Annotated in this window: 8 protein-coding genes; all 8 read right to left on the bottom strand. The window is 34.7% G+C overall.

Annotation, left to right across the window (positions count from 1 at the left end; genetic code table 11):
- Nucleotides 1-19: 19 nt before the first annotated feature.
- The 8 genes from Q5N74_RS05265 to Q5N74_RS05230 all read right to left on the bottom strand — a co-directional run bounded on the left by Q5N74_RS05265 (nt 20) and on the right by Q5N74_RS05230 (nt 15,877).
- Entirely contained in the window at nt 20-1,921 is a 1,902-nt protein-coding gene (locus Q5N74_RS05265) for a RagB/SusD family nutrient uptake outer membrane protein (RefSeq protein ID WP_304387685.1), read from the bottom strand.
- Between the two features lie 10 nt (nt 1,922-1,931).
- Nucleotides 1,932-5,144, bottom strand: coding sequence for a TonB-dependent receptor (locus Q5N74_RS05260; protein ID WP_304387684.1), 3,213 nt, complete (start codon nt 5,142-5,144; stop codon nt 1,932-1,934).
- A 1,206-nt stretch (nt 5,145-6,350) separates the two neighbouring features.
- Nucleotides 6,351-7,283, bottom strand: coding sequence for an alpha/beta hydrolase (locus Q5N74_RS05255; protein WP_304387683.1), 933 nt, complete (start codon nt 7,281-7,283; stop codon nt 6,351-6,353).
- Between the two features lie 69 nt (nt 7,284-7,352).
- On the bottom strand, nt 7,353-8,297 hold the full coding sequence (locus Q5N74_RS05250) for an SGNH/GDSL hydrolase family protein (RefSeq protein ID WP_304387682.1): 945 nt from the start codon (nt 8,295-8,297) through the stop codon (nt 7,353-7,355).
- Nucleotides 8,298-8,447: 150 nt separating this feature from the next.
- Nucleotides 8,448-9,818, bottom strand: coding sequence for an alpha-L-fucosidase (locus Q5N74_RS05245; protein WP_304387681.1), 1,371 nt, complete (start codon nt 9,816-9,818; stop codon nt 8,448-8,450).
- A gap of 6 nt (nt 9,819-9,824) precedes the next feature.
- Nucleotides 9,825-12,185, bottom strand: coding sequence for a PDZ domain-containing protein (locus Q5N74_RS05240; RefSeq protein WP_304387680.1), 2,361 nt, complete (start codon nt 12,183-12,185; stop codon nt 9,825-9,827).
- 1 nt (nt 12,186) lies between these two features.
- Nucleotides 12,187-13,071: an alpha/beta hydrolase gene (locus tag Q5N74_RS05235; protein ID WP_304387679.1), complete on the bottom strand. Its 885-nt coding sequence runs from the start codon at nt 13,069-13,071 to the stop codon at nt 12,187-12,189.
- A 13-nt stretch (nt 13,072-13,084) separates the two neighbouring features.
- Nucleotides 13,085-15,877, bottom strand: a complete 2,793-nt coding sequence (locus Q5N74_RS05230) for a heparinase II/III family protein (RefSeq protein ID WP_304387678.1) — start codon at nt 15,875-15,877, stop codon at nt 13,085-13,087.
- Nucleotides 15,878-15,886 lie beyond the last annotated feature (9 nt).

Here is a 15,886-nt window from a genome sequence, read left to right as displayed (position 1 = left end):
TTAAATGTTAATATTAGAATTACCAACCTGGAGCTTGATCTAAATTAGGGTTAACTAATAAATCACTCTCTTTAATAGGCCAGAAATAGTTTTTTTGACTAAAAGCAGTTTTCCCTACAAGTGTTACCTTATAATAATCTACTACTGTCGATGCTTTTATAGACCACCCCTTCATTTCTGTACCATCTAAATAAGTTTGCGCCTTCAACCATCTTCTTAAATCCCAGAATCGGTGCCCTTCAAATGATAATTCTATTAAGCGCTCCTGATGAATAATTTCTCTTAATCCTTCCTTTGAGTTAGGTTTTGATGGATTATTAGAGTGTGCTGCCCAAGAAGCTACAACACCATCTAAACCGGCTCTTTCTCGTACAATATCTATATTATCATAAACCTCGGCAGATGGCCCATATGCTTCATTTGAGCATTCTGCATATAGCAAATACATATCAGACAATCTGATAACAGGAAATGGGTATGCATTAACTCTCCAAGATCCACCAGATATTATATCTTCTAAATTTATTAATTTTTTAGCATAATATCCTGTTACACTATAATTTCTATCATTAGATCCCGATGCTGGTTGTCCGTTTTTAGATTTAATAGTGAATATACTTTTATCATTCACCTGTCCCATTCCATATATTTTACTTCCGTCAAAACCTAAAGAGGCATGAAATCTAGGTTCTCTATTAAAATGTAAAGATGCTGTTTGATATCCTTCTTCAATGTAATACCTATGATCGCTTCCTGCTGTTTTCACACCATACCTTCCTGCATAATCATAAGCTAAATCTTCTTCAATAGGAACTCCATTATCAGAATAAAATAATTCTGCCATAGTTAATGTTGGAGACCAATTCGTTGCTGCCTGCCCTAATTCCTCAGGTGTTAGGCTTGGATCTGCTTTTACGAAAGACATACTTTGTAAACCAGATGCATTTGAATTTTGGTTTCCCCAAATAATCTCGGGATTCCATCTTTTTGAAACGGCTTCTCTTATACTTAATTTTGTAATTGTAGAATCCGACAATGTAAATTGAGCAGACCCATTAGATTTATACAAGCTATGTCCGTTTTCTTCTGATAACATGATTGCTTCGGCACTTGCTTCAGCTGCTTTTTCCCATTTTGTAATATCAAACGTTTGATTTACATATGGTTCTCCAGCATTGTTAACCCAATTAGAATAAGCAGGATTCCCGTTTAGTAATGGACTTGCTGCAAAGGCCAAAACCTGTGCTTTTATTGATGCTGCGATTGGTTGTGTTGCTCTTCCTAACTCTAAAGCAGGAACTGCTATAAATGGTGGTAAATCTACCATGGCCTCATCTAATAAAGATACAATATAATTTACAACATCATCAACTTTATCACGTTCTAAACGCACTTCCTCTACACTTGCACCAACCGGCGTATTTTGATCTATAATAGGAATTGGACCGTACATGCGAAGTAACCAAAAATGATAATAAGCTTTTAAAAACTTTGTTTCGGCTATCCATCTTGTTTTTTCCTCTTCGATTAAATCTCTAGGTCTATCAATATTTTCTAGAAAAATGTTACAATCTCTCAATCCAACAAACATGTCGTTGCTATAGCCGCTCCACCAATTAAGTTCTGGACTCACAACATTTTGAAAGCCTTGAGTCATTTTAAAGGCACCTAGGCCGTTACCGGATATTGGGTTTATCCATACCTCATCACCTCCAATAAGCCCTGGGTTTGCGTTAACGTTTCCATGACTGGGCATGTAATGATATAAAGTATAGAAAAAGCGCTCTGCATTATCTCTATTATTAAAAGCAATATCTATAGTTGCTATATTATCTGGTACCACATCTATATAAGAATCGCACGAAAAGAAGCATGCCATTATTATGGAAGATATAAAGTACTTTATTTTTTTTGTTTTCATAGTTTTAATATTACAAATTAACTTTAAGACCTATATTCACTACCCTTTGTAAAGGATAATTTAATCCGTTACCTCTTAACTCCGGATCCCAAAGTTTAAATTGACTCCAATGCACTAAGTTATTACCACTAAGATACATTCTTACAGTAGCCATACCGAAAGGACCTCCTTTTTTAGGCTCAAAATTATAACCAATTTCTAATGATTTTAGTCTCATAAAGGCACCATCTCGCATCCACCAAGTACTTGTTTGGTTATTATTTGAGATTGCTGTAGTTGATAAACGTGGCCATAAAGCATAGCTATTTTGATTATCCTCAGACCAATGATCATCAGCAAATGCTTGTAAAATTTGATTCTCTGCTGTTTTTCCTGATAAATAATCACCACTTGTATCTGTATCAGCAAATGGGGTTAATTTGTTTGAATCTATATAGAAAGAAAAGCGATCTAAGCCTTGAAAGAAGGCAGATACATCAAACCCTTTATAACCAACAGAAAAACCAAACCCATAACTAATTTCAGGTTGCATAGACTCTCCTATTGGAACAATATCTAATTCTGTTACTTGTCCATCTCCATTAACATCCTTATACTTTATATCTCCGGCCATAACCTCTCCAAAACCTTGAAGTGGCGAATTTGCTACATCAGCCTCATCAACAAAAAGTCTTTCAGCAATCAAGCCATATCCTTGATTTATAGTTTGCCCCTCACGCGATCTCCATGGCACTCCTGAAGCTAAATAATCTGGCTCTTCATAATTAACAAATTTACTTTTAGTATCTACATAGTTTCCTGTGAATTGTACCCAAAGATCTTTATTGAATTGGTGATTAACATCTAGCGTAAGTTCAAAACCATGTGATTTAGCTTCTCCAATATTCGCTTTAATATCAGATTGTAACCCTAACAACGAAGGTATGTAAGCACGAGATTGTAAAATATCTGTTCTGTTTTCTTTAAAAAGTTCTGCTTGAAATTGAATAGCATCTTTAAATAAATTCATTTCGAACCCATAATTCTGTTTATAAGATTTCTCCCAAGTAACATCAGGATTTGCATAACGACTTATCGAAACACCCTCACTGTAAAAACCGCCATCTGTTCCAAATCGAACACTTTTACCGCCATCTCTCAAATTAACATTCGATAAATAGAAGAATCTATCACTTGAACTACCAATGGCATCATTACCAACAATACCATAAGAACCTCTTAATTTAAACCTGTTTATGAAATCAAAGTTCCAAAAATCTTCATTCGAAATAACCCATCCAGCACCTACAGATGGGAAAAACCCAAATCTATTGCTTTTAGCAAAACGTTCTGAACCGTTATAACCAAAGTTAAATTCTGTGAAATATCGTTTATCGTAACCATATGTGAAACGACCTGACACTCCTATATTTCTACTTGGTAAAGATAATTGTAATTCCGAAGCATTACCATCTACAGCTTCTCTCATGATACCTACTAATAAACCAGACACAGCATGTTTTTCCTTAAATGTCTGAGCATAGTTAATAGCAGATTCTAAATACATTACAGAGTTTACACTTCTATCTGCATTAGACTCATTAAAATTTAAAGTCTCAGTCCCTTCGTTTAAAGGTGTTAATGTATAACTATCATCTACAGGATTATACAAGCCCATACCGTAGTAGTATGGATCATAAGCTCTATTTAACCCATATGAAGATGTACGATTCATATTTGCTAAACCTCTCCAGCTTAGTCCGGGTAGAATACCTTTTAAATCTTGTTTTAATTCTATTTGAATCACGTTAAGTGACCTACTATAATCACGATACCCACGAACTAGCTCTGCATACGGGTTAAGGTAATTTGCAGAACCACTACCATCGTCTTGATTTCCAAACAAAAGATGCTCAGTAAATTCATTTGCAGCATCAGGTGCGTAATAAGCAGGAAACCTAACAGGATTGGTACGGTTAATCATGTTATAAACTTGGCTACCACTAGGTATCGGTCCTGTATAATCATCAACCGTAGCATTAAATCTAATTATAGCTTCGGTAGTTTCTGTTAAATCAATATTTATGTTAGAACGCACATAATATTGCTTTAAATCTATATTACTATTAAAATTACTTTGTTTATCAACTTTAAGAATTCCATTATCTTTAGACATCCCCGCGGCAACAAAATATCTTGCAACTTTACCACCACCTGCAACATTAAAGTTTAATCGTTGCGTGTTTGTAAAGTCTTCTAATAATTCATCTTGCCAATCTGTAACAGGATATACATAAGGATTTCCATTACCTGCTAAAGTTTTATCTATTTTATTTAGCGCATAAGGAGGTGTTGCTGTAGGGTCAAACCTTGTTCTTACCGCTTCGCCATGTAATTGCAAATATGTTATTGGATCGGCCAATTCTATGTTTTTAGTGGCTTGCGAATAGGCTGATTCATATCTCACACTCACTTGAACTTTTCCTATTTCACCCGTTTTAGTTGTTACAGCTATCACACCATTAGCACCCCTAGCACCATATATAGCTGTTGCTGTTGCATCTTTAAACACTGAAAAACTCTCAATATCATCGGTATTTAAACGTGCTAAATCATTCGTTGTCAACTCAACACCATCAATTAAAATTAATGGACTTTGACGAATACCGAATGTTGTGGCACCACGAATAAAGAAATCGGCGTTATTTTGTCCTGGTTCTCCTGAGTTTTGAAATGCAATAACTCCCGCTACACGACCCGCTAAAGCTGTTGTTAAATTGCTTGACGGGATTTTTAATTCTGCTGGTTTCACCTGCGTGATTGACCCCACTAAACTTACTTTAGTTTGTTGACCATAACCTACAACAACAACTTCGCCAAGACTCTCTATGTCTTCTTGCATAGTTACGTTAATTACGGTACCAGAGCCTACCGTTACACTTTGGGTTTTGTAACCTAAATAAGAGAACTCTAAAACATTCCCTTTTACTGCCTTAATGGTAAACTGCCCATCAAAATCGGTTAACATTCCTGTACTAGTCCCTTTTACAATAATATTAACCCCAGGCAGTGGCATACCTGTTTGGTCTATCACATTCCCTGTTATTTGAGATTGCACATCTTTAATTAGTTGTCCTTTTTCAGTTTCATTTAATGAAACATTAGGACTTAAGGAAGTGTTTGAATGGGCGTAGCCTTTTGAAATAAATAAAGAACATACTACTATTGATTTAATAATCTTCATTCGATTGCTTTTACAAGCTCGAAAAAGATGAATTAAAGAATAAATTTTATTCATATTTTTTGTTTAACAAAATTAGTTTAATACTGTTTTTTAGTTGTTTTTAGTTAGCTTTTTCTTAGTTGTTTTCTACCATAAATTTTCAATATTTAGTTAATGATTCGTTTTTTGTAATTGGTTACTTAATTAGGTTATTAATTTTTAAGAATACTATTTAAAACTTTGTATTAAGTAGATGTTTAAACTTAGTCAGTATTACTTTTTACAGATAGAAATTATAGTTCATATATTATAAATTATGAGTCATTTCGTACTTAAAATATGTTATTTTTTCTCCTACTATTGAAAGGCAAATAATATTTTAATTATAAACGATATTTCTCAAAAAACTTAAAACCAACAAGAGCATTACAATTAAAATTAACAACTCTATTTTTTGAATACTTTCAGCGTATAACTTTCATGCTTATTTCACAAAAAAAAGATAACATTCAGGGTTACAAATAACGCAACACTTTATGTTATCTTTCTTTTAATAAAACTCCTTTAATAACCTTTTATAACAAAGGGTTTCATTTATTTATTTGTCGAATTAAAATGAGCCTTACACTATTTCATTCAACCAATAAAACCGTTATTCTAAATTCTATTTTTTGATGTATTCCGGTTTTAATAGCGTTCATTATTTTTTCTGATAATAGTACAAACGTGTTAGTCCACTAATCCAACCAGCAGGGTGATGAATACAGCCTTCATCGCCGAAAACAGTAGGTAAATTTGTTACCTTATTTGATCTTGTAAGTTTGAATTAACCATCTGCTTCAAAACCGTTCGTTACTGTTTCAACCATTGCGTCCCAATCTGGTTTGGAACGGTTCTTTTAATGACTTTTTTATTGTCTGAAATTCTTCGTAATGTAAAAGTGGCTTTAAAACTTAAAAATGTAGAGTCCATGTTTTGTACCATGGTATTTTAGGCAAGTTAACATCATAACCTACTTAAGACGTATAATCAAATAATTTCTGTGAGAAAACACAAAGAGAGGTCAGTAAAAAGAATGATAAATATAATTTTTTCATTTACAATAAGTATTTTGCTATAAACATTTAGAGATTATTGCATTGAAGCTTATGGAGTTATAAGCCACAAAACAATCTATTGCTTATTTATCGTTTTATTGAAACTGAAAAATCACATGACATCAAAAGGCTATTCTAAGTGTGAAAGAATAAAGTTGCTAATATAACGCCCCATTTCTTGGTGTGTTGGCGAGATATTTCCAGACAAACTATGAGGCCCGTTTTTAATGGTCAATAATTCAACATCCGCATTTTTTTCCTTAGCCACTTTCACCATGTATTGTGAATTAATAATAGGAAGCGTGGTGTCTTTATCACCATGTACCAATAAAATTGGAGGGCTGTTTGCATCTAAAAACTCCGTTGGGCTTAATATATGTGCCAATTCTGGTTTTTCTTCTAATGAACCGCCTAAAAGACGATTAAAAAGTTTACCATCCGCAAAAATGGATCCAGGTCTTATTTCTTCATTTAAACAAGATGTAAAAGGAAAAAAAGACGCTACACATTTGTAATTTGGATGAATGTCAGCTAAACTTTCATCACCCGGAAAATGTTTATCTGGCACTAAGGCAGTCACTAAACTTAGATGCCCGCCTGCTGAACCACCCCAAATTCCATAATTTTCTTCATGTAATTTATATTTTTCTGCGTTTTTTAGCAGAAACCTAGCAGCATCTTTACAATCTGTAACAGATTCATAAGATGTTACTGGAGCTTTTGCCAATCGATATTGAATAGTAGCACACACAACCCCATTATCCAGTAGGTTTTGCAAAGTGCCCAAAAAGGCTGGTTTATATATATTATCTTTATTACCACCTGCCCATCCTCCTCCATGAGTGAATAGCATCCATGGATTACTTTCCTTCATTTTATCCGCATTTGGATATAGAATATCCAGCACTAACTGAGTGCCATCAACCGTTTTGTATACCACGTTCTTTTTGAAATTAACACCTTCAATAAATCCATGATCAGCAGAATTTTGAGCCTGTAACCATGATAAACTAGAAAGTAAAAAAACAGTATAAAATGATATAGTAATTGAGATTGATTTCATATAAAAAAATTAAATTAATACCGTAGCGCTTTTTCAAATAAGTAACTTAGCTTAAAAATAAGCTAAACTTTATTTTAGTGCTTTCTTTATAGCATTTATAACCAACGGCTCCATCACATGGTAACCTACTAAACTTGGATGTACCGTATCTCTACCATACTCTTTTTTCAAGCCTTTATCATCATTTACCATCGGTGTATAATAGTCAAGGTAAACAATGCGATGTGCTTTAGCATAGGCTTTAATTAACGCATTTAACTCACTAATTTTTGCGATAGGCTCGATTGAAGGGCTCCATGAATAACTACTTGCGGGAAGTACTGAGGCTAACACCACTTTTATATTGTTGGCTTTAGCTAGTTCTGCCATTGAAAAAATATTCCCAGCAATGCCTTCTATAGAAATGGGTCCGGTGTTTCCAGCAATATCATTCGTTCCTGCATGGATAACCACTGCTTTAGGTCTTAATTCAATAACATCTTGTTTAAACCTTAAAAGCATTTGTGATGATGTTTGCCCACTAATACCACGACCTACGTAATTATTTTTAGTGAAAAAATCTGGATCGAAATCCACCCATCTTTCAGTAATGGAATTCCCCATAAACACCACTCTATTTTCTTTTTTAGTTGGAGCTTTTAGTTCACTATTAGCTTTTCTATATCTCCTTAAATTTGCCCAATCATCATTAGGAACTAATTGAATTTTTATTACTGAAACCTGAGCCTCAGGAGCTTCCTCAGGCAATAAAATTGTTAATTTATCATCAATTAATTTTATTTTCATTTTCTTATCTGGTTCAGAAAGTAACCGCGCTTCTCTCGGCTTAATAGCTCTATCTATTACTAACTTACCATCTTCTGGCCAATTAAAAACATGCGCGAATAAAAACCCATCTTCTTCAGTATACCCACCCCATTCTGGTTTTTCATAAGGACTTGTTTGAGAAAACCCAATACCAATATTTAAAAAAATAGCAATTGCAGCTATTATTAGCTTCTTGTAAACACCCATCCTGTTTATTTCTTTTAATTATTATGATTTCATCTAACAACAACTACGCATTAATTCAATACCATTGAGTAACTATAGCTGTATTAGATTTAAACAGGCAAACAACTCAAATGGTGTTTGCCTGCTCATTCCTATTTAAATTTACTCGAGTTAGTTTGCTAACTCAATTTTAATAACAGACACAGTAGCGTCTGGTGCCAACATAGGCACATCTATTAACACGTCTCTTGATGTTGCTAATGAGTTCAATACTGTATTAGGATCTGTTAATACCGTTGCTTTTTTAACCTTAATATCTTTATGCAGACTTAAAGTTCCTGATTCTGGCCATTCAAAAACATGTGCGTACAATACGCCATCTTTTTTAGTATAACGACCCCATTTTGGTTTTGCATAAGGACTCGCAGAAGCACCATAAATAGATTCTCCGTTTTTCTTAGTCCATTCGCCCATAGCATTTAAACGTCTAATACTTTCTGAAGGAAATCTTCCAAAACCATCAGGTCCTATATTTAACAAGAAGTTACCTCCTTTAGAAACAATATCTACTAATTTTTGAATTAAATCTTCACTACTTTTCCAGTTGTTATCAGATGGTTTGTATCCCCAAGAACCGTTCATAGTCATACAAGCTTCCCAATCAGAATCAATTCCTGTATCTGGAATTTCTTGCTCTGGCGTACCAAAATCTCCAGCAAACTGTCCTGGTTTATTGTTCATTCCATCCATTCCTGTTCTACCTTTGTCAACTCTATTATTAACAATTGTATTTGGTTGAATTTCACGAATAAATTTATAAAGGTCTTTACCCATTTCAGTTGTATAATCTGAAATCCAATCGCCATCAAACCAAACCACACCTACATCGCCATAGTTTGTTAATAACTCCTTCACTTGAGGCTTCATGTAGTTTTTATAATACTTAGGGAAATCTGGATTTACAACTGATGGATCATCATGCTGAGCAATGTTGTAATTTGGATACAAGTTTCCTTGTGCTTGTGGATGATGCCAATCTACGATAGAGTAGTAAAAACAAAATACAATACCTTGTTTTTTACAAGCTTCCGATAATTCTTTAATAATGTCTCTTTTGAATGGAGACGTATCCATCACATCATAATCTGATACTTTAGAATCCCACAATCCAAAACCTTCATGATGCTTAGAAGTAATAACAATATACTTCATTCCTGCATTTTTAGCCATAGTCACCCATGCATCTGCATCAAACATGGTTGGATTAAACATTTCAGGAAACTTCTCATAGTCCTCCACGGTATAATCTAATTTATCCATGGCCCATTCAGCACCACCTCCAGCAATTTTAGTATCGCGTTCACCACCAATTATGGAATACGCTCCCCAGTGAATAAACATTCCAAACTTGGAATCTCTCCACCACTCCATGCGCTCGTTATCTGACAGTTTTTTTGCTTTAGGATTGCTTTGAGCAAACCCAAGATTGGCATTAAGCATAACTACCAATGCAAATAATAGCATTTTTTTTAAAGATTTCATTTTCATTTATTTAGTGTTTATAGTAATTTTCTTTTCTGATTGATTTCTCATGATAACCAAGTCTAATTTATCGGTTTTATTTTCAACATTTACTTTGAAAAACTCCTGAACATTTTTAACTTTTCTACCTGCCGCTTGAAGAATAACATCTCCTTTTTTAATACCGTTATTTTGAACCGCTGGACTTCCATCCCAAACCTTTAATACAATAACGCCTTCTGGGGTATTAAGACCATAAGCCGATTGTTCTTGTTCTGAATCTATGCTTTTAATATTATTACGTAACCAAGCTACTTCGGGGCTGCTTTTATTTTCTGAAGCCTCTTTTATTACAGGAACCTCGGGTGTTTTGGCTATTTTTTTCAAACTTTCCTTTTGCACTCCAAATTGGTCCATCGGGAAGTTTTTGAAACCTATTTTTAATGCAGGTGAATTTTCAGCAACAGAAAAATCTAAATGCGCAGGGTCCTTGAATAATGGATCACCATACGCACTATTATTATCTCTATCATAAATTTGAGATTGCATCATGGATACTTCATTTGGAAATAAGTTATAATCCAACTCTTTACCCCAACCTAACAACCTTACATCTTGATAGCCTTTTTGTACAATATTATGTTTAAAAACATCTTCACTGTTTTCAAACCAAACATGTGGATGCAAGGAGTTGTTTACCATAATATTATTTTCGGCCACACGATTAAAACCTTCACGTAATTTCAGTCCGTTATTCAATAATAAATTATTATAAATATGGTAGTTTGATGAGCCATCATCTAAATCGATATCCCAACCATGGTCACATCTAAAACGATTGTTTCTAATAATGGTCGTTTTTATAGCATCCCATTTAGGCATATCTGGGTTTGCCGTAGTTAAGCTATCCATAATACGACGGTTTGGATGCCAAAAGCGATCTCTACCCCAAGAATTAAACGACCCATGGTCGCTAGTTTCTAGTACGGTATTAAAAACATCATTAAACTCTAAAATATGGCCACCCCAAGTACCATCGCCAATATTAATCCCTGCTCTTGGCACATCATAAATACTGTTATGGCTTACGGTAATATCCATCGCCATCGAAATTTGCACACCTGCTGTTTGCTTTTCAACACGCCCAATACGGTGTATTAAGTTATTATCAACCAAACATGCACGTGGGTACAATTCGTTTTTAGGTCCAGCAGCCGTGTCCATTTCTGCTACAGGAACAAATTCTTTATAGGTAAAGGCAGGCGATCGCACTGCTGATGCATCACCCACAAAAGAAATGGCGCTCGCACCACAATCATGTATGTAATTACCCGTAATTTCTAGACCTTTATTGTATTTACTAGCCATGATCACGTTTCCTCCTAAATTGGTAAACTCATTAGCTTCTACTTTACAGTTTTCTGTACCTTCAAAAAAGACAACACTACCACGATATATATTCCAATCACTTCGCAATAAAGGTTCGAAATCGTCCATAAAAGTGCGTTTGGTATTCTCAAACTTGATGTTACTTATGCTAATGTTTTTTACAGGATTCTCTAAAGTACCAACCACTTGAATTAAATCTTTAAGAACAGATACTTCTGCTTTAGCATCACTAACTGTAATTCCTTTTGCTGGCCAATAATATAATTTATGAGTCTTCTTATCTAAAAACCATTCCCCCGGACTGTCTAACTCTTCAAACACATTTTCTACCATACGATATTCCGCGTGCGGTTTTGAGCCTCGGTTGTTTTGCTGACCACCTATTAAAATAGCCGTTCCATCTTCATTTACTCCAGAGATTTCATAATGAAATCCACCCCATTTCCCTCCGTGCAAGGCATGAAAATAAGCACCTTTCGGGTTTTCCCATGTCGCAATGCGTTCTTTAGAAATAGCATCAGCTCCGTAGCCCTGCCAATATTGAGCGTCTTCATTATAATTAGGATAACGCGCTAGTATTTGTGGTTGTCCGTTTATGAGTAATTGATCAAAATCTAAATCTTGAGCTACTGTGGTAACAAAAATAGTCTCGTTGTAATTTTCCCATTCAGTCACTAATAACTTTGAACCTTTTATACTAACTTCAGATGCACTAGTTCCTTTTATAGTGAGACCACTTAAAGAATTTGGTATTTGAATGGCTTTTGAAAGATGGTAGTCGCCAGGTAAAATATTTATTATAATTTGAGCGTCTGCATCCAATACTTTTAATTCGGTTGCTTTACTAATAGCCGCTTCTACACTTGAAAAAGGTTTTTCTTTACTCCCATCAGGGTCTGTTACATCTTGTTTCGACACATAAATATCGATGGTTTTAGTCATCGCAGCGCATGACATAAACACAGTCACTATTACTAATAAAAAGCTTAGTTTTCTCATACTATTTCTTGTCTAATTTAATCGTTGGTTTTCCTTTTAAATATCCTAAAGATTCTAAAAATACATCTGCTTCATATAGCGTTTCTAAATAATAGGTATTACCTTTTTGTTTTCCTTTATTAAAAAAACCATGTTCTTGATTTTTATAAATAAACAAATCACATCGGCTACCAACAGCCTCCATTTTGGTTTTAAATACACGACCTGTTTCCGCAGGAACGTATTTATCAGTATCTCCTAAAAAGAAAATAGTTGGAGGTGCCCCTTTTGTTATGTTGTGCATAGGCGAAATTTCTAAATAACGGTCACCAATGCGTTCATAACCATAACCACCTTCGCCATTATCAATAACAGGATTGAACAGTACCAAGGCATTAGCTTTTGTACTAATGGATAGGTCTTCACCAGCTTCATTTAATTCTGGTAACATCGTGGTTGCAGCTGCTAAATGCCCCCCTGCAGAACCTCCTGATGCTATAATTTTATTGGAATCAACACAAAATTCATCCGCATGAATCCTTAAAAATCGCATGGCCGATTTGGCATCTCTTACAGCATCAAACGGTGTTGTTTTATGTTTATTTTTAACCCTATAATCTGCTAACACGGTAATAAGCCCACGAGACGCAAAATAGGTTGCCTGATCGTTAAACTGGGCCGTGGTTCCTCCATTCCATCCACCACCAAAAAAGAAAATCATTGTGGGATACTTTTCATTTTTATTAAATGATTCTGGGTAGTAAAAACTCAGTTTTAATTTCGTTCCATTAATCTCTTTATAAACAACTTCTTTTGGAGGTGTTTCTTTTTTAGCACTTGTATTCTGACTAAATACTTGTGTTATCGTTAAAAAAGCGAGGCATGTTATTGTTAAATACTTTATCATTTTTATATTCAATTTAAAATACAATTAATACTTTGCTGTATGCTTTTGATAGTCGGAATTCCAACTGTTCTGGGTTCGAGCGATTTATTTGACCTTGTCTAGTCGCTACCAATTCACTGTTTTCATAGACTCTTAATTCAGCCGATGTTTTTCCGTCTAAAAAAGGAGCACGTATTACAACAGCACCATCACTTTCTATAACGAATGTGTTATCTAAGCGTTCTACAGATAATGTTACAGGCACACCAGATGTAAATACTTCCCAGCCATTTTGAATATATTTATACATACCAGAAATAAAGAAATAATCTAAATTCTCGATTCCTTTTGATTTTCTTGTAACGGACACCAATCCTTTTTGATATAAACCTTCTTTTTCAACCACATCTTCTTCAGTGGTATTCAAAATAATTTGATCGATGCTGTTATCACTTAATGTCACATTAATAACTTGAGTACTTGGGTTTTCTTTAAAATTTGAAAATCCCACATGGCTTATAGGGTTTTCTTCTCCTACAAAATAAGGATTAAAAACCATAGCAAAAGGGTTTTCCCAGGCTGATTCATTTCGTTTTACAATTAAAGTTTGAATAGGGTCACCTACTACATCAGCAGGTGCTGTACCGCCACCCTTTTTAAGTACATTCGCTTTTGGAGCTAAAGCCGTATAAATACTTTGATTCTCACTTCCTTTTAACCAAACTTTCATTAAATTATCTGGCTCACCTTTACTTCTTAGTCTAAAAAGTGCTTGAACATCTTTAGAAGTTTCAACCTTCTTTTTATCAGTTAAATAATCGTATGCCTTTAAATCGCCTTGTTTACTACCAAAATCGTTGGTAGCAGTAAGCTGAAGTGCTTTGGAATTGGAGTCTAAAATGTCAAGCGACTGTCCTAAATTATGGTAAAAATAATCATGACGCTGCTTTCCTGCTTCTTGCTTTTTAGATCTAAACACATCTAAAATATACCCTTTAGAGGCTTTCCCTTTTATAATAGCAGTAAACCGTTGTTGGTCTGCTTGTGCTTTCGGTTCGAAAAAAGACACTTTTGAATAGGTTAACTTATCAAAAGTTGGTGTTACACTCACTTCTGGGAAATAATTTTCTAGCTTAAAGGGGTGGTAACCACGCATGGCATTATAATCTGAAATACCATCAACCACAACTGTATTGTGCGCAGGGAATCTAGAATAATACTCTCTGTGGTCTGTATGCCAGTAACTAGAGCCTTTTCCCATATCTGGGCCTAACACATACTTATTGGCAAATAACTCCATAGAAATACCATTTACATGGGAATGATTTCCATAAGAACCTGCTGTAGATACCATCATAGCATCGTTTCCAGCACCTAATCTTTGGTTGAACATACTCACGTTAGAAGCATAAAATGTGGGTGAAGTTAATTTTTCTAAACCATTTTCATTTTTCTCTGAAGCTTTTAATTCATTCACATAGAAAAACAATTGAAACAAATCGTCTGCTTTTCGCTCATACTCGCCTTTAGCAATCATTTGATCTAATAACCCAGAAATGATGCCTTCTTTTTCTTCATTTTGATACTTTCTGTAATTTGAAATTAACAATTCAAAGTTTTCTGGTGGTAGCGGTTTATGGTTTGAATCACCAAAACCAACGGTGTACCCACTAGGAAACAAATACTGAAAAGATGACAGAGCAGCTTTTTCTATAATTGGAAAATTAGAAAGTTCATTATTATTGGTCGCGTTATCTAATAAGGTGAAAATATTAAGTAAAGTAGTAATAACATGCACGGAATACGATGCACATTCGGGCCACATACCCGTTTCTTGATCATAAACCAATAAAGATTCGTTGATGGATAATTGTCTTTCTGTTGAAGTATCAAACGTACGGTCTAGAAAATACTCACGCCCTTTCCCGTTTTTATAAGCGTTATCACGCTCTAAAACCAAGGCAACATAGGTTAAAAATCGCGCTTGAAACAAGTTCCAGTTATTATCTGGTATCCCGTTGTTCACTATTTGATCGCCCCATTTTTGAAATACAGCAGCACTATGATCTAGGTTTAATTTTTCTTGTTTAAAATAATCATGCAAAAAATCATAAGTGGTTATAAGACTAATAAGGATTTTTTCATGAATCACCTCAAAAGTAGCCAGTCCAGAAATACGTTGTTGGTTTCCATTTTCTAAATCGATAGGTGCGTCTCTATAATACATACCTTCTATATAGGTATCATACACAGGTTTTGCAAACTCAGCATATTTTTTATCACCGGTTACCCAATATAAAAAAGCGGCGTCTTCAACCAGACTCATAATATGGCGATTGGTACCTTCAATAGCATGCCCGATTTTTGATGGGTGTACCCATTCCTTAACCTTCGTTTTCTTATCTGCTAAATAATAACCCCGTGGGTCGTCAAAATAGGGTTCAATATCTTCTAATTTAGGAGCTGAATATTCTGTAGCCCAATCTCTAGTTCCAGAAAACCGAACCGTAGGCACTGGTGCGTTTCCTTCAGAATGATGAAAGTTTCCGCCTTTTAGAAACACTTTATCGTGCTTCGTTTTCCAGTTCATTTGTAATCTGGACACCAACCAAGTTGGGTCATTTTCGACATACTTTAAATATTTTTCAAGCTTTTCAACCTTTTCATCTACCAAACGCTGCTTCCAAGCTACTTTTTTAATACTTTCTAAAAAATCGCTTTTAGACGCATTGGTTGCGTAAATTCTAGGATGCCCTGTTTCTTGCGCCATCATTAAGGTGGAACCAAAAAACATAAAAACCATTATGTATATAACTAAAGATTTCATTGTCATTTT

Source organism: Mariniflexile sp. AS56 (assembly GCF_030552475.1).
In the GTDB taxonomy this organism is placed as follows: Bacteria; Bacteroidota; Bacteroidia; order Flavobacteriales; family Flavobacteriaceae; genus Mariniflexile.
Note: the sequence above shows the minus strand (reverse complement) of the source record. Positions and strands in the feature narration are given on the sequence as shown.